Annotated in this window: 15 protein-coding genes; 11 read left to right on the top strand and 4 right to left on the bottom strand. The window is 64.5% G+C overall.

What is annotated here, in order from left to right:
* The first annotated feature begins 65 nt into the window (after window positions 1-65).
* The gene (locus AC07FD_RS14505; protein WP_478350376.1) at window positions 66-1,769 is read left to right on the top strand and encodes a BTAD domain-containing putative transcriptional regulator; all 1,704 of its coding nucleotides are present in this window, start codon (window positions 66-68) and stop codon (window positions 1,767-1,769) included.
* Between the two features lie 105 nt (window positions 1,770-1,874).
* On the top strand, window positions 1,875-3,431 hold the full coding sequence (locus AC07FD_RS14500) for a serine hydrolase (RefSeq protein WP_478350375.1): 1,557 nt from the start codon (window positions 1,875-1,877) through the stop codon (window positions 3,429-3,431).
* Window positions 3,432-3,460: 29 nt separating this feature from the next.
* On the opposite strand, the gene AC07FD_RS14495 is transcribed toward AC07FD_RS14500, so the two are convergent.
* Entirely contained in the window at window positions 3,461-4,396 is a 936-nt protein-coding gene (locus AC07FD_RS14495) for a hypothetical protein (protein WP_478350374.1), read from the bottom strand.
* A gap of 163 nt (window positions 4,397-4,559) precedes the next feature.
* Here AC07FD_RS14495 and AC07FD_RS14490 point away from each other — a divergent pair, with 163 nt between their 5' ends.
* From AC07FD_RS14490 to AC07FD_RS14455, 8 genes are all read left to right on the top strand, one after another.
* Entirely contained in the window at window positions 4,560-5,681 is a 1,122-nt protein-coding gene (locus AC07FD_RS14490; protein WP_478350373.1) for a KamA family radical SAM protein, read from the top strand.
* A 311-nt stretch (window positions 5,682-5,992) separates the two neighbouring features.
* Window positions 5,993-6,235: a DUF680 domain-containing protein gene (locus tag AC07FD_RS14485; protein ID WP_478350372.1), complete on the top strand. Its 243-nt coding sequence runs from the start codon at window positions 5,993-5,995 to the stop codon at window positions 6,233-6,235.
* A gap of 113 nt (window positions 6,236-6,348) precedes the next feature.
* The gene (locus AC07FD_RS14480) at window positions 6,349-7,320 is read left to right on the top strand and encodes an MBL fold metallo-hydrolase (protein WP_478350371.1); all 972 of its coding nucleotides are present in this window, start codon (window positions 6,349-6,351) and stop codon (window positions 7,318-7,320) included.
* Window positions 7,321-7,494: 174 nt separating this feature from the next.
* Window positions 7,495-7,974 (top strand): tetratricopeptide repeat protein, encoded by a 480-nt coding sequence (locus tag AC07FD_RS14475; RefSeq protein ID WP_478350370.1) that lies wholly within the window; start codon window positions 7,495-7,497, stop codon window positions 7,972-7,974.
* 257 nt (window positions 7,975-8,231) lie between these two features.
* A complete protein-coding gene (locus AC07FD_RS14470) occupies window positions 8,232-8,750 on the top strand; it encodes a DoxX family protein (protein ID WP_478350369.1) in 519 nt (172 codons plus the stop codon).
* Window positions 8,751-8,994: 244 nt separating this feature from the next.
* Window positions 8,995-9,489: a vWA domain-containing protein gene (locus tag AC07FD_RS14465; protein ID WP_478350368.1), complete on the top strand. Its 495-nt coding sequence runs from the start codon at window positions 8,995-8,997 to the stop codon at window positions 9,487-9,489.
* A gap of 18 nt (window positions 9,490-9,507) precedes the next feature.
* Window positions 9,508-9,825, top strand: coding sequence for a DUF2934 domain-containing protein (locus AC07FD_RS14460; protein ID WP_478350367.1), 318 nt, complete (start codon window positions 9,508-9,510; stop codon window positions 9,823-9,825).
* Window positions 9,826-9,839: 14 nt separating this feature from the next.
* Window positions 9,840-9,989, top strand: coding sequence for a hypothetical protein (locus AC07FD_RS14455; RefSeq protein ID WP_023677295.1), 150 nt, complete (start codon window positions 9,840-9,842; stop codon window positions 9,987-9,989).
* Between the two features lie 20 nt (window positions 9,990-10,009).
* Here the strand turns inward: AC07FD_RS14455 and AC07FD_RS14450 are convergent, their stop codons facing one another.
* From AC07FD_RS14450 to AC07FD_RS14440, 3 genes are read right to left on the bottom strand one after another with little or no spacing between them, the layout of a single operon-like run.
* Window positions 10,010-10,699, bottom strand: a complete 690-nt coding sequence (locus tag AC07FD_RS14450; protein ID WP_478350366.1) for a 4'-phosphopantetheinyl transferase family protein — start codon at window positions 10,697-10,699, stop codon at window positions 10,010-10,012.
* Window positions 10,696-11,157, bottom strand: a complete 462-nt coding sequence (locus tag AC07FD_RS14445) for a GNAT family N-acetyltransferase (protein ID WP_478350365.1) — start codon at window positions 11,155-11,157, stop codon at window positions 10,696-10,698. The genes AC07FD_RS14450 and AC07FD_RS14445 overlap by 4 nt, the downstream gene beginning before the upstream one ends.
* Window positions 11,154-15,278 (bottom strand): Pls/PosA family non-ribosomal peptide synthetase, encoded by a 4,125-nt coding sequence (locus AC07FD_RS14440; RefSeq protein WP_478350364.1) that lies wholly within the window; start codon window positions 15,276-15,278, stop codon window positions 11,154-11,156. The genes AC07FD_RS14445 and AC07FD_RS14440 overlap by 4 nt, the downstream gene beginning before the upstream one ends.
* Window positions 15,279-15,340: 62 nt before the next feature.
* Between AC07FD_RS14440 and AC07FD_RS14435 the strand changes: the two genes are divergently transcribed.
* Window positions 15,341-15,545: hypothetical protein (locus tag AC07FD_RS14435; protein WP_478350363.1), on the top strand; the 205-nt coding region annotated here is incomplete at its 3' end.

Raw genomic sequence — 15,545 nt, 5'->3', positions numbered from 1 at the left:
CCGACGCTCCCTGGCTGGTGACGGCTCTGGCGCTCCCAGGGTCCGGTTTTCCTGATGGTGCCCGTATGCGCGTTTCGATCCATCTGCTCGGCCGCTTCGCCGTCAGCGTCGATGGCCGCCCGATCCCGGCGGCCGACTGGCGGCGCGACCGCGCCTCGGCCCTGGTCAAGCTGCTGGCGCTCAGGTCTGCGCACCGCATCCACCGCGAGCAGGCCATGGAAATTTTCTGGCCCGACGCCGATCCCGAGGCGGCCGGCGCCAATCTGCGCAAGGCCATTCATTTCGCGCGCCGCGCGCTGGGGGCCCACGACCTGATCGAGGTGAGCAACGACATCGTCTCGCTTGCCCCGCATGCCGAGCTCGAGATCGACGCCGAAGCCTTCGAGGCCGCCGCGAAGGCGGCGCTACGCGGTGGTGACCGGATCGCCTATGAGCGCGCCGCCGACCTTTATGGTGGCAGGCTTTTGCCGGACGATCTTTTCGTCGAGTGGCTCGACACACCGCGCGCGCAATCGCAGCAGCGCTACAGCGATCTTTTGCGTGCCGGCGGCCTATGGCAGCGCCTGATCGCGCTCGACCCCGCCGACGAGCAGGCCCAGTGCGCGCTGATGCAGGCGGCACTCGATGCCGGCAACCGTGTCGAGGCCATCCGCCAGTTCAACCAGCTGCGCGACAACCTGCACGCCGAACTCGGCGTTGGGCCGAGTGCGGCGACCATTGCCCTTTACGAGAAGGCGCTGGCACTCTCCGGCGCCGCGACCGTCAACCCGTCGGAGCGCATCCGCACGTCGCTCGCCTGGGGCCTGGTGCATTTGCAAAGCGGCGAGTTCGACAAGGCAAGCGAGATCGCCAGGCACACCCGCGACCTGGCGCTCGGCGCCGACCTGCCGCGCGAAGTCGGCGAGGCGAGCGCGCTGCTCGGCCTCGCCTCGATGATGCGGGCGCAGTGGCCGCAACTGTTCCGCTCCGAATTCATCGAATGGGTTCGCGCCAAACCGGCTTTCGTGCAGCATGTCTTCGATGGCCACCTTTGCCTGTCCGAATTCTGCCTCTGCAGCGCCTCGGGCCATGCCGAAGTCGCAGGCCTTGCCCGCGAACTGCTCACCGTCGCCGAGGAGGCCGGATCGAGTGCCGGTCGCGGGCTTGCCTGCCTGCTTCTGGGTGAGGCGGCGCTGTTTTCGGGCGACCTCGACGAGGCCGAGCGCCACCTGACCGAGGCCGAGCGGCTGCTGCTTGAGGCGGACGCGGTGGCCGGGCGCGTGCTCGCCATAGAGCGGCTGGCCGAGATCGCGCTGGAGCGCGGCCAGAAATGGCGCGCCAGCCGACTCATCCAACGCGGTCTCACCGACGCCGAACGCTCATGGCTGTCGCCGCACCTGATCATGCGCATGCAGGCGCTGGCCGTGCGGGCGGCGGCGACACCCAAGATGGTGGCGCAGGAGATCCTCGCCGGCGACCGGCTGTTGACCCACGGCGCCTGCCAGCCCTGTTCGATGGCGCTGCGCACGGCCTCTGCGATCGCGCTTGCCGAGGCGGGCGAACTGGACCAGGTCGACCGCCGCCTGAACGACGCCGAGCGCATCGCCGGCATGTGGCATGGCGGCCCCTGGGCGGCCGCCCTCTGGGAAGCGCGCGGTGTGCAGCGGCGGGCGCAGAACCACGAGATCCGCGCGCTCGCCGCCTTCGACGAGGCGGCCTCGCGCTATCAGGAACTCGGCCGCCCGCGCGACCAGGCCCGCTGCCTTGCCCGCATGGGCTCCGAGGGTTGACGGCAAGGAATCGGTTCCTCGCCCCATGACGGATGGCGCCTGGGCTGGTCTCACCCGCGCGGGCCTGTATGATCGCAACGGGAATGCGTGGGAGGAGGCTCGCTCATGCGGCTGGATCGGATTCTCCGCCATAGGTGGATTTGGGCACTCATCGCCGCCATGGTGCTTTGGCCCCAGGCGGCGCCGGCCGACGGCATCACGCCGGAGCGGATCACGGCTGCCCTGCCCAAGCTTGAAGCGCTCGCCGAAGCGGCCGTCGCGGAGGGTGCCGTACCCGGCCTCGCCATCGCCGTCGTGCACGATGACCAGGTGATCTTCCTTAAGGGGTTCGGCCATCGCGAGGCCGGCAAGCCCGAGGTCGTCGACACCGACACGGTGTTCCAGATCGCATCGCTTTCCAAGCCGGTCTCCGGCACCGTCGTGGCGGCGTTGGTCAGCGACGGGATCGTGTCCTGGGATTCGAAGATCGCCGACCTCGATCCGGCCTTCCGGCTGGCCGATCCCTATCCAACCAGCCAACTCACCGTCCGCGACCTGTTTTCGCATCGCAGCGGGCTCCCGGGCACCGCCGGCGACGACCTCGAGGACATTGGCTACGACCGCGCCGAAATCCTGCATCGCCTGCGGTTCGTGCCGCCATCGTCGAGCTTTCGCGCCGGGTATTCCTACAGCAATTTCGGATTGACGGAGGGTGCCGTGGCGGCCGCGACGCCGACAGGCAAGCCGTGGGAGGAGGTCGCCGAGGAGAAGCTCTACCGTCCGCTTGGCACGGCCTCGACCAGTTCGCGCCATTCGGACTTCGTCAAGCACGCGAACCGCGCGGCGCTTCATGTCAAGGTCGATGGCGCCTGGGCCGCGAAGATAGAGCGCGATCCGGATGCGCAGGCGCCCGCCGGCGGCGTCAGTTCCACGGCACGTGACCTCTCGCAATGGGTGCGCCTCATCATCGGCAACGGCGTCTATGCCGGCAAGACACTGATTGCCGCCGATGCGCTGGACCAGACGCATGTTCCGCTGATGGCGCGTGGCAACAATCCCGTCTCTGGGGGTGCCTCGTTCTACGGCCTCGGCTGGAATGTCGAATTCGGCCGGCACGGCCTGAGCTGGGGCCACGCCGGCGCCTTCAGCGTCGGCGCGCGCACCCTGGTTACAGTCTTCCCGAAGGAGAAGCTTGGCATCGTCATCATCACCAACGCCTTTCCGACAGGCCTGCCGGAGGGATTGTCCGACAGCTTCGCCGATCTCGTCTTCGACGGCACGGTCGAGAAGGACTGGGTCAAGGCGTGGGACGATATCTATGCAGGCCTGTTCGGCCCAGCGGTGGCGGCAGCCAAGGCCACCTATGCAGCGCCACCTTCCCCGGCGAGACCGGCCGGACCGGCCAGCGCCTATGCCGGCCGCTACGCCAACGACTTCATCGGCGACGCAATCGTATCGAAAGCGGGAGACGACCTCGTGCTGAAGGTGGGCCCGGCTGCAGCCCGGTCCTACTCATTGACCCATTTCGACGGCGACATTTTCCTGACCTTTCCAGATGCCGAGACCCCGGACAGACCAACCGGCGTGAGCTTCGTCGTCGGCCCGGACGGCAAGGCGTCGGCCATGACCATAGGCTTCCTCGACGACAATCATCTCGGCACGCTGCGGCGCGTGGGCGACTGACCGTCAAATCGAACAGTGCCGGCGACAGCTCAAGGCGACGGGCCGTACTGGAGCAGTTTGAAGCAATCACCGTTGCCCGACTTCGCCTGCATCAGGAACGGTTTCGACCGGTCTATCCATTCCTGATGCGAGCTCGCATCGGCTTCGATCGCATCGACCGGTGCAAGGCCAACGAAGCTGCGCCCGTGGCTGAAGAGCCAGCACGCACGGCCGAGAAACCGCCTGCTGCGCTGGCGCAGGAGATCGGCATCGTAGAAGACGTCAAGCACCTCGTGCTTGATCTTGCGCCCCGTTTCAGGATTGGCCATCGCAAGCTCGACCGGCTGGCCGCCGATCGCATCCTGCAGGTCCTTGTAGTCGAGGGCGAGCTGGGTGGTGGCATATTTGATCTCGCTCTCGTCGCGCACGATGTCGAACCATAGTGTCGGATCGAGTTCGTTGACGACGAACGACGATTCGAAATCGCGCGACAGGTTGAGGACGTCGAAGTCCCGGACGTCGATGTCACGCTCGACCAGCGCGATCTCGCCGACCTGCTTGCCGAGCTCCGTCCCCTGCGCGCCGGTCGCGGCGTTGGTTCCACCAAGTTCGGGGCTGACATAGGCCCCGCCTTCATCCAGCAGAGCGTCGAATTGGCCAAGCGATCCGACGATGGGGGCGCCGTGGGCGATGCGTGCCGCCAGCTTGGCCAGAACTTGCTGGAGTTCCGCTTCGCGTTTGCGCTGGTCCTGGTAATTCTGCTGGAAAAAGAAGATGAACAGCGACACGCCGATGCCGATCAGGATCACGCCCAGCTGCGAAAAGATGTTGCGGTAGTATTCCAGCAGCTTTTCGCGGTGGCGCACGTCGTCGCGCACGCTGTGGGCGACGCGCAGATTGACGATCAGCGACAGGATCAGCAGGCCGGCGCCAACCAGGATGAGGCCGCCGATGAGCAGGTAGCCATGGCCCGTATTGAAGTCCATCTGTTTTCCCTGAAACCCCCGGACTGCGCAGAATACCGCGCAGAATAGTGCCATTTTGCTTAAATACCTATGGGCTCGCTTCGACGGGCCTGCGGCATGCAGGTGGTTGACCCGCCTGGCCATCCGGCCGATAGCTCCGCCAGAAATTACCCCGAGATATCAGATGACTTCAGACGCCAACCTCTCCGATGCAATCGAGCGCATCGACACCTCCGACGCCACTTGGCAGACCGACGTCCGCGCCGGCGTGCGCCATGTGCGCGACCTCGCGTCCCTGCCGCTGTCGCCGGGCGAACGCGCGGCGGCGCAAGCCGCGGCCGCGAACCACAAGGTGCGCATCCCCAAAACCTATCTCGACCTGATCGATTGGAACGACCCCGCCGATCCGATCCGGGCGCAGGTCATCCCGTCGCCGGACGAACTCGTGGAGCAGGAGGGCGAGCTCGACGATCCGATCGCCGACCACGCGTTCAGCCCGGTGCTGCGGCTGACGCATCGCCATGCCGACCGGGTGCTGTTGTTCCCGACCTATCAATGCGCGGTCTATTGCCGGTTCTGCTTTCGCAAGGAGTCGCTGACCTCGATCGGCCGCGGCTATACGCGCGAGGCGCTGGAGCCGGCCTTGGCCTACATCGCCGATCACCCCGAAATCCGCGAGGTCATCCTGACCGGCGGCGATCCGCTGTCGCTGCCGGACAAGGCGCTGGCTGAAATCCGCGCCCGCATCGAGGCCATCGCTCATGTGCGGCTGTTGCGCATCCACACGCGCGTGCCGGTGGCGCTGCCCTCGCGCATCACGTCAGGGCTGGTCACGGCCCTGCAGGGCCGGCTGATGGTCACGGTCGTCACCCATTTCAACCATCCCCGGGAGATCACCGAGGCCACCGAAGCTGCCTGCCGCACCTTGCGGCAAGCCGGCTTCGTGCTGCTCAACCAGAGCGTACTCTTGAAAGGCGTCAACGACACGGTCGAGGTGCTGGAGGAGCTCTGCCGCGAGCTGATGTACCGGCTCGGCGTCAAACCCTACTACCTGCACCATGGCGACCTCGCGCGCGGCATGGCCCACCGCCGCACCACCATCGCGCAAGGCCAGGCGCTGGCCGCCGCGCTGCGCGCCCGCCTGTCGGGCATCTGCAACCCCGTCTATGTGCTCGACCTGCCGGAAGGTGGTGGCAAGGTGCCGATCGGGCCGTGTTATGTCGAGGGACGCGACGGGGAGAGCTGGCGGCTGCGCGGGCTGGATGGCGAGGTGAGGGGCTATGCGGAGGTGGTTGGCGGCCCCTAAGCTTGGGTTCCTCGCCCCCCACGGAGCGGGGGGGAAAGGTGGCCGCGAAGCGGCCGGTGAGGAGGCCTGGTGGAGCCCTGCCTTCTCAAGTCGACACCATTCCCCTCTGCGGTTCGGCTTCGCCGAGCCACCTCTCACCCATGACATGGGGGCGAGGAACCCAAGCCTTGTGGCCACTGAGCACTTGAATTCGATTCTTTCATAAAAATCTTGCCGCACCGGGAATAAAGGCCCGCCCTGCCGGGTCTTCCCTTCAGCGAGGCCATTCGCCCGGCCCGCAACCCGAAGAAACGAAACAAGGACCTACGATAATGACCAAGCTCGCTCTCAGCGTGGCTGCCATGCTGCTTGCCTCGAGCGCTGCCTTTGCCGGCAGTGACCACGGCGCAAACAACGCCAATTCACTGGTCGCTTCCGTCGACACCAACGCCACCGCCTCGATCCCCTACATCGCACCTACAGACGGCGTCGACACCAAGGTCACGACAGGGCCGCGGCACGCGACGACGCAATCGAATGCGAGCGAACCAGGCCAAGGCATCTGGGGCCGTTGAGTTCGCCAGGGGTCAAGACCCGAATCCCAACGGTCGGACCTCAACCGCATCGGGATGGCCCCGGACTTGGCCCTCCATCATCCCTTCCGCACCCACCAACAGAGGAGACCACCATGTTCAGCATGACACGACGCACACTGCTTGGATCCGCCGCTGCCGCTGCCGCCTTCGGCATTACCGGCAAGCTCGAATTCACCCGGCCGGCCTTTGCAGAAACGCCGGTGGAGCCGACAGTCGGCTTCTACAAATACAAGGTCGGCGACATTGAGATCACCGCCATCTACGATGGCATCTGGCGCAAGCCGCATGACCCGGCCTTCATCAAGGATGTTTCGGTCGACGATACCAAGGCAGTACTCGCCAAGGCGGGGCTGCCCACCGACTTCATGCCCATCCCGCTCACCGTCGTCGTGCTCAAGATGAACGGTAAGCTGATCATGATGGATGCCGGCTCTGGCGTCGGCCAGTGGCAGACCAACGCCACCCACCTGCCGGCCAACATGGCCGCAGCCGGTATCGACTACAAGGCGATCGACACCATCATGATTTCGCATTTCCACCCCGACCATGTCTGGGGCCTGATGGAAAAGGGCACCAACGCGCCGGTTTTCCCGAATGCCGAGCTCATCGTAAACGCCACCGAATACAATTGGTGGACCGATCCCAGCCGGTTGGCCAAGCTGCCCGAGGGCCGCAAGCCGGCGGGCAAGCGCATCGCCGAAACCTTCCCGAAATGGAAAAACTGGAAGCTGGTCGAGGACGGCGCCGAGGTGGCGCCCGGCATCCACATCATCGCCGCGCCCGGCCATACGCCCGGCCACTCGGTCTACCTGGCCAACTCCGGCAAGGAGCAGATCATGATCTCGGCCGACACCATGTATGTGCCCGCCCTTCTGGCGCCGCATCCAGAATGGCAGGGCAGCTACGACCAGGACGGGCCGACGGCAATCACTACGCGCCACAAGATCATCGACCGCGTGATTGCCGACAACATCCGCATCTCGGGCTCGCACTTTCCATTCCCGGGCACCGGCGTCTTCGTCAAGGACGGCAACGCCTACGGCTTCACTCCGGTCCAGATCTGAGGCCGTTTGGAAACTCTACTCTGGCGGCCATCTGAAGGCGTTTTCTGCACTTCCGTTGCTCACGGACGGACGTCCGCTGCGCTACGGTTCTCGAAACCACCATCAGCTGACTCGCCAGAGCGAATTTCGAAACGGTCTTCTCAACGCTAGCACTCAACCCAAGCGAGAAAGACAATGAAACATTCTGTTTTTGGCAAACATGCCCTGTTCGGCCTGCTCGGCGCCGTTGCGGTGCTGACCGTGGTTCCGGTCGCGACCATCATGCCCGCCTATGCCGTCGACGACATCGAGGGCGCTGACGCGCCTGACCTCACCGCCGTCAAGGCCAAGATCGAGGCCAAGGACTATACTGGCGCGCTGGCCCAGCTGCGCGACCTGGCGCAGGACACACAGCAGCCCGACGTCTACAATCTGCTCGGCTTCACGCTGCGCAAGACCGGCGACTACAAGACCGCTCTGACCTACTACACCAAGGCGCTGGAGCTGAAGCCCGATCACAAGGCCGCCCGCGAATATCTGGGCGAGCTCTATGTCGAGACCGGCGACATGGCCAAGGCCAACGAACAGCTGGCGTCGCTGGAAAAACTCTGTCCGGCCGGCTGCGAGGAACTGTCGGACCTGCAGAAGGCCATCGACACCAAGTTGACGAAGTAAGGCCCAGAGGGCTGTTCCTCGCCCCCACGAATGTGGGGAGAGGTGGCTCGGCGAAGCCGAGACGGAGAGGGGGCTTGGCGCCGCGCCATCCCTCTTCAGCACCATAGTTTGGGCGCTCGTGGCTGGCGCCCATTGCCGGAGCCGGCATCCCCTCCCTTGCGCTGGCTCCGGCCTTTTTCAATCAGACGCTTGGCAGCGCCATTGCGCCTGTCCGACCGGACGCGGCGCCTGCCTGTTAGAAAAATTGGAGCCCGACCATGACACCGACTGAACTTGCCGCGAAGCTGCACCTCCTCGCCACGAAGCTATACGCTGGGGATGTGACCCTCCTTGCCGGCCGCCTGCTGCTTTCCCTGCTCTTCCTGCATGAAGGCCTGACACTGGCCACCCATTTCGACGGCGCCGCCAAGGCGATGGCCGCGCTGGGCGTCAGCCTGCCGCTGTTTGTTGCCACGGTTGCGCTGCAGTTGGGGGCAGGGCTCTCGGTCGGGCTGGGCCTTTTGACGCGGCTGGGCGCCATCGGTCTCGGCCTGTTCTGCCTGGCAACGGCGACACTCTTCCACACTAACTTCGCCAACCAGAACGAATTGCTGCATTTCGAAAAGGATCTCGCCATTGCAGGTGGCATGTTCGTGCTGGCCATATCAGGCGCCGGCAGGATTTCGCTGGACAGGGTGCTCACTGGTTTCGTGAAGCCCCGGCGTGGCGACAAAGACACGGTCGACGCACTCATGGCGGCCTATCCCCAGCACGGCGAGACCAGCCTGCCGATCTGAAAGTGCCATGGCATTGTGCTCCCGGGCAGCGTCCGACGCGCTCTGCTGCTGCATTCAACGCAAAATTCCACGCCTGTGGTGGTTGGTACCACGCGCCGTCCCACGCCGGTGCAAACACCACGCCCCTATGAATAGGCCAACAGCGCAGGAAGGACCAACACGACCGTACGCTGAACCTGCCGCCGCAAATCCGTAGGCATCGCGCTTGGCTGGTTTCGCCCGAGAGCAATCAAGGGACGGCCTCATGAACGCGGTGCGGCGGCGCGTGGTGGCCGAATGTCAACTTTCAAAGATGGAGCTTGAAATGAAAAAGATCGTTTTGGCCATTGCCACGGTTTTGCTTGCCTCCAGCACGGCCTTTGCCGGTAGCGACAACTATGGCACGGACTACATCCCTGGCCCCGACGCCTATCCGAGCAGCAGCGTCTACCATTCGATGGGGTCCGATGGCGCCAATGCGCTCGACCTCAGCGGCACGAAGAGCATCGGCACTGCCAACAGCGCACCGGCCCCGGGAGGAAGTGCGAACTCCGACATGTCAGCCGGCTATGGCCAGGGAATCTGGGGCACTGACAACAAGGCCGGCCGGGAACGGCCGACATCCAGGCGGTGGGCTCGCCCGCCGTCTGGAATGACCGCGTGGCCAGCGCTGCCCAGCGCCTCGCACCATCCCAGCAAAATGACCCACGATCACGCAGATTTTTTGGATCGTTCGGGTCGGCGAGGCGTTCTTCCCTGACGCAACGGAGGAATGATCATGGGCGACGAACGGCATGAGAAGATCCAGCAGCGAGCATACCAGATCTGGGAACGCGAAGGCGGCGGCGATCCCGAGCGGCACTGGCATCAGGCCGCGGCCGAGACCGACCGGGAGGCGGCGCTGCCGCTGACGGCCGGCGATGCGCTGCCGGAGACAAGCGAGATCGCCAGCTCCGACGTCCTGGCGGTCGAGGCGCTGGCAATGCGCACCGGTATATCGGGTGACGAGGCGCAGGAACTGATCGACAGGCTGGGCCACGACCGCGCGGCGGTCGAGCAAGCCGCGCGCAACCTCAAGGGCAAACGGCGGTCCTAAGCTGGGAGAGCCAGATGATCAGAAAACTCAAGGACGGAAAATACCGCCTCTATTCGCGCAAGAAAGATGAAAAGACCGGCAAGCGCCGCAACCTCGGCACGTTTGATACGCGGGAGGCTGCGGAGAAGCATGAGCGCGAGGTGCAGTATTTCAAGCGGCACTGAGGGGTGGCGGGTCACGATTGTCACCCATTTCCACCGTCCGCGCGAGACCTAAACCGCCCCCGGTCAACAAACGCCAGGACGACCACGCGCGGGGCAACGCAGTAGGCGAGGGTGAGCTTGCGGCCGCCTTTGGTCGTCGCTCGGCCTGCGTTGAGGTCCACTTCTATGTCCTCGTAGCCCAGGACCTGCCGATCGAGCGGATAGACCGCCTTGTAGACCGCTTCCTTGGCGCAAAACAGCACGCGACCGGCAAGATGCCGGTCCGCTGCGTCTGTCCGGTCCGCACGGGTCGCAACGAGCGCGAGGATATCGTCGGGCAAGGGTTGCGCGGGCTCGACATCGATGCCCAGGGCGCCGATGTCGGCAACAGGCGCAACCGCCGCTACGGCCATTTCGTCGTCATGAGCGAGCGAACCGGTTATCCCGTCTGGCCAGACCGGCGTGCCGGATGGCGCGCGCAGGATGGCGAAATCGTTGACACCAATATCCGCCAGCAGCCCGTGTGCGATCCAGCGCGCCGCTCCGCTCGCGCGCCGCATGGCCGGCTGGCGCGCGGTGATGGAACGCGCTTCCTCGGGCAGCAGGAGGGCCTCGTCGCCGTCGCCTATCACCCGGCATCCGATCCGGACACTTTTGGGCGATATGGCGACCATCGCCTGCAGCAGGGACGCTTGCGCTAGGGCGCTTTCAGGGGAGGGCGGCCGCGTCAACGATCATCCGCCGCGAAGGCGAGGTCGGCGATCATTTCTCCATCCTCGTCGAGCCCTTGTTCCACGAAACCGGTGGCACTGTAGAGCTGTCGTGCTGCTTCATTGTGGGGTTCGTAGCAGATTGAAACGTGCCTGATGTGGCCGACCTTTCTGATTTCGTCCAGCACTTCACGCAACGCAGCCTTGCCGTAGCCTCTGCCCTGCCACGTGCGGTCGATCATGAAGCGGTAGATCCGTGCTTCGTCGTCATCCTGCGGCGCCTCGTACATCAGGAAGCCGACGACACGATCCCCAGCCATCACGACGCGGGGCCGCGCGTCCCTGTCAGACCTGGCTTCGTCCAGGGACTCCGCATTGCTGGCGACGAAATCCATCTGGTCGGGGGCCAGTTGCAGGGACGTGACCAAGGCCCGGTTGGCCTTGGTCACGGAGGCGAGACGGATTTCTCCGGCCTTCAAGCCGATGCCCTGGAGCCATCGTCCGTGACCGGCTCCACGAACCGATGCAGTTTGGCCGGGTTGCCTCGCCATATGGAGTTGGGCTCCAGCTCTTCGCCCTTCATCACGAAGGAATCGACATCGACCACCGATCCTTCGCCCATCACGACGCCGTAGTGGACGAATGCGGAAGGTCCAAGCGTGCAGCCTTTGCCGATGCGGATGTAATCGGACTTGAACGCGCCTTCTTCCAGCGAATGGGCCTGGATGACGCAGCCTTCATTGAGCGTGACGTCATCGCCGATCTCGACCAGCGAACGCTCGGTCAGGTTGCTGCCGCCGTCATAGACCCGCTTGCCGACCTTGACGCCCAACATGCGCAGGATCATCGGCCGGAACGGCGTGCCGGCAAACAAGCGCACGATCGGCGAATCCGCAAGCTTCCAGTGGCGTTCATGGCGCCAGAAGGCGACGTCGTAGATCGTCGTCATCTGCGGCTTCAGCCTGCGAAAACCAAGGCTTGCCCGCTCGACAAGGATGTAGAACGGAATGGTGATCGCGGACGTCAAAAGCACGGCGACGAAGAGGGCGACCTCCGCCCATTCGGTATAGTAGTTCAGCGCGCGGTCCCAGATCGCCAGTGTGGCGAACAGCATGACCCATTGCGTTGCCACGAACAGCAGGATCGTCACCATGTTGTGGCGGTTCTTGAGCGGGATGCGCCGGCGGCGGTCGTCCTCGTCGACGCCGGCGATGAGTTCCTTGTCGCGGTTGACCATGCGCGGGATTTCAAAGGACGGCGAACCGAGCAGGCCGACATTCTCGCGCAACGGCCCGTCGATGGGGATCATCACCTTGGTGCCGAGCAGGACGTTGTCGCCCGTGCGCCCATCCGGCGGGTAATAGATGTTGTTGCCGAGATAGTTGCGCTCGCCTATCCGCGTCGGCTCGAGCCTGAATGCGGAGGCGGACTTGTGCATGTTGATCATGAAAAGGCCGTCCGACACCATGGTCTCGGAGCCGATCTCGCACAGGAGCGGGTTTTCGTGCTGCTGGTTGCTGCCGAAATTGGAACCGGTCTGCACCACCTTGTTGAGGTTCCAGCCGATGGCGCGCATGTAGTGCACGATTGCCGAACTGTCGCCGAACAGCAGGCCCAGGACACGGGAGTTGCTCGAGAATTCGGCGACCGTCTGCAGCCAGTAACGGAAGCCGTAAAGCGTGTAGGTGCGGCCGGGCTTCAGGATCAGGCTGAACAGGCGCGGCACCAGCGTTGCCGCGAGAAAGGCCACGGCGATGTACCCGAAAAGCGTGACCGTGGTGCCGATCGCGACAATGCCGATGGTCTCCTGATAGTCATCGCCGACGTTCTCCCAATAGCTGTGGAACAGGAGCGGCAGCGGGGTGACGATGGCAAACAGGCCAATCAGCTGGACCGCTTCGAAGAGGAAGCGCCGGATGTTGGACGGATCGACATTGCGTACCTTGCAATAGTCCGCCGTGGTCGGCACGGCTGGCGATCCATGCCAGCGTTCGCCGTCGGGGATGCTTTGCCCGCGGTGCAGCGAGGACGAATGGCCGAGCTGGGCCCCGTCGCCGATCCTGGTGTCGATGTCGAGGGTTGAGCCGACGCCGACGAAGGCATCGCGGCCGATGGTCAACGGGCCGGTGTGGATGTAGCCGGACTGGGCCCTGAAGCCGAGGATCATCGATTCCTTGCGCAGGATGGTGTTGGCGCCGATCGAAATGAGGTCGGTGCAGACGGGCACCGATTTCGATTCGATGACGGCGTTCTTGCCGAGTTTGGTGCCGAGAAGCTGTAGATAGAAACTGTAGAGCGGGCTGCCCCGGAACAGCACGACGGGTGCGGTTCGGATCAATGTCTTGACGACCCAGAAGCGGTAGTAGCGCAGGCCCCAGATGGGAAACGCCTCCGCCTTCCAGCGGCCGATGAGGACCCATTTCGCGATGACGGCGAAGCCCGACATGCCGAAGAACACGGCGGCCGAAAGCGCCACGCAGCGCAAATAGAGCTGCAGCGGATTGTCGAGCGCGTCATACATCCAGTTGAGGCCGTCATTGAACGCCCACAGCGCCACATAGCTGTAGAGTCCGTAGAACAGGAGCTGCGCCGCGCCGCAGGTCCAGTAGGCAAAATTCGACGCCTTGCGGGTGAGAACGCGCTCATTGGTGGCCGTCGTCATCCCCTCCGCCACGCTTAGGTGTTTCGCGAGGCGCGCCACGGTCGGATAGAGATAGATGTCGCGCATCGACGTCGTCGCCCATTCCTTCCTGGTGCGCACGCGCGCGCAGAAATGGGCCATCAGCAGCGAATTGGCGCCGAGATCGTCGAAGAAGTTGTCCTCGACGGACACTTCGTCGAATTTCAGCACCGCGGCCAATGCGTCGGCCAGGAAACGCTCGTCGTCATTGCCGGGCGGCACCATCGCGCGATCGGCCGAAAGCCGAAGGCTTGTCGGTTTCGGCAGCTGGCGAAGGTCGACCTTGTTGGAGACCGTCATCGGGATCGCCGGCAGTTCCTCCAGGTAGGAGGGCACCATGTAATCCGGCAGGCGTCGCTTCATCACCTGGGCGAGATCCGCGCGGGAAATCGCCGGCAGGCCTGGTTTTGGCGCGTAGTAGGCAACGAGTTCGACGCGACCGGGCTCGATCTCCCAGGTGGTGACGGCAGCCTGCGCGATCTCAGGCTGGTCCAGCAGCACCGCCTCGATCTCGCCGAGTTCGATGCGATAGCCGCGGATCTTCACCTGGGTGTCGATGCGCCCGTTATACTCGATCTCGCCCTTGTCGTTGATGCGGCCAAGGTCGCCCGTCCGGTAGATGCGCTGCGACGGGTTGTTCGGCAGGCCGACGAAATCGGCGATGAATTTCTGGTGCGTCAGATCCGGCCGGTTGAGATAGCCGACCGCAAGCCCGATGCCGGCGATGCCGATCTCACCCAGTTCACCCGGCTCGGCAAGCTGCGGCAGCGAAGCATCGAGAATGACGATCGAGTAGGTCGGCAACGGCGCGCCGATCGTCACCGGACTGTCGGGCGTCAGCACGCTCATGGTTGCCGTGACGGTCGCTTCGGTCGGGCCATAGGTGTTGAGAATCTGCCGCCCCGGCTTCGACCAGCGCACCACCAGATTGTGCGGGCAGGCCTCGCCGCCCACCAGCAGCGTGCGCAGGCTGGGCACGTCGCTCGCCATGGACGACAACAGGGTCGGGCTGCAGGCCATGCAGGTGATGTCATGGAGCCGCAGGAAATCCGCCAGTTCCTCGCCGACGAGAGGCATCTGGCCTGGCGCCGGCACGACCGTCGCGCCGGCGACAAACGGCACCCAGATCTCTTCGGAGGAAAAGTCGAAGGCGATGGTCATGCCCTGGTAGACACGATCGCCCGGCCGGTATCCGTAGGATGCGGCGGCGACGCGGATGAAGTTGACGAAGCTCTGGTGCTTGATGACCACGCCCTTGGGTTTGCCGGTGGTGCCCGAGGTGTAGAGGATGTAGCAGGTGTCGTCCGATACAGCGGTCCTCGCATCCGGCTTCAGCGGCGCGCTGGACTGTTTGGAGATCTCGGTGGCGGCGCTGTCGATCAGCAGGTGGGGAACGGGCAGTTGATCGGCTCGCGACGCGTAGGCGGCGATGGTGACGATCAGGCTGACGCTGGCGTCTTCGATGATGAGCGTCATCCGCTCCTGGGGAAACGCGGTGGCCAGCGGCACGAAGGCCGCGCCTGCCTTCATAACCGCCAGCACGGCAACATAGGTCTCCGCCGACCGGTCGAGAATGAGCCCAACCCGATCACCCCTTCGCACGCCTCGCTTGACCAGCAGGCGGGCGAACTGGTTGGCACGGTTGTCCAGCTCCTGATACGTCCACACACGCCCGTCGGAGATCACCGCCGGCAACGCGGCAAATGTCTCGGCGAGCTCTTCGAAGACGGTATCGAGCCGCTCACCGGGTTGCCCCTGCCGGGCAAAGTCGGCGCCCGTCAGGATCTGGCTGCGCGCGCGCCTTCCGGAGCCGTGAGCGGCCTCCACGAGCGCATCGACGATTGCCAGGCCAGTTTCCGGCTGGCTGTCCGGTCTTGCCGCGTCCAGTTCGGCGATATCGAAACCGTGGTCCATTTCCATTCTTTCCCGTCTTGGCCGGGCAACGCCCAGCGCGGCCAATTTCCGGCCGCCGCGGGATGGTTATGCCATCCGATCTTTTCGCCAGTTTTTCCGAACTGTTGAATATTGTTTCTGAAGTGTGTCTGGGCGCTCTTCTGACCCTCGCCCTGTTGGCCGTTGCGGGGGGAGGAAATGCCGCCGCGCCTACTGGCGACCTCGCACGCGTCTTAGCTGTGAGCTTTCAGGAGGTTGTCCATTCGGACCGGACCGGGGAGACTGGAGTTACCA

It is taken from the genome of Mesorhizobium waitakense, from assembly GCF_056431085.1.
This window is presented reverse-complemented; position numbering and strand designations above follow the sequence as displayed.

Excerpts from the sequence above, each read along its gene's own strand:
- AC07FD_RS14475 (WP_478350370.1), top strand. The coding sequence starts at position 7,495 with ATGAAACATTCTGTTTTTGGCAAACATGCCCTGTTCGGCCTGCTCGGC.
- AC07FD_RS14505 (WP_478350376.1), top strand. The coding sequence starts at position 66 with ATGCGCGTTTCGATCCATCTGCTCGGCCGCTTCGCCGTCAGCGTCGAT.
- AC07FD_RS14455 (WP_023677295.1), top strand. The coding sequence starts at position 9,840 with ATGATCAGAAAACTCAAGGACGGAAAATACCGCCTCTATTCGCGCAAG.
- AC07FD_RS14480 (WP_478350371.1), top strand. The coding sequence starts at position 6,349 with ATGTTCAGCATGACACGACGCACACTGCTTGGATCCGCCGCTGCCGCT.
- AC07FD_RS14460 (WP_478350367.1), top strand. The coding sequence starts at position 9,508 with ATGGGCGACGAACGGCATGAGAAGATCCAGCAGCGAGCATACCAGATC.
- AC07FD_RS14490 (WP_478350373.1), top strand. The coding sequence starts at position 4,560 with ATGACTTCAGACGCCAACCTCTCCGATGCAATCGAGCGCATCGACACC.
- AC07FD_RS14500 (WP_478350375.1), top strand. The coding sequence starts at position 1,875 with ATGCGGCTGGATCGGATTCTCCGCCATAGGTGGATTTGGGCACTCATC.
- AC07FD_RS14440 (WP_478350364.1), bottom strand. The coding sequence starts at position 15,278 with ATGGAAATGGACCACGGTTTCGATATCGCCGAACTGGACGCGGCAAGA.
- AC07FD_RS14465 (WP_478350368.1), top strand. The coding sequence starts at position 8,995 with ATGAACGCGGTGCGGCGGCGCGTGGTGGCCGAATGTCAACTTTCAAAG.
- AC07FD_RS14485 (WP_478350372.1), top strand. The coding sequence starts at position 5,993 with ATGACCAAGCTCGCTCTCAGCGTGGCTGCCATGCTGCTTGCCTCGAGC.
- AC07FD_RS14470 (WP_478350369.1), top strand. The coding sequence starts at position 8,232 with ATGACACCGACTGAACTTGCCGCGAAGCTGCACCTCCTCGCCACGAAG.
- AC07FD_RS14495 (WP_478350374.1), bottom strand. The coding sequence starts at position 4,396 with ATGGACTTCAATACGGGCCATGGCTACCTGCTCATCGGCGGCCTCATC.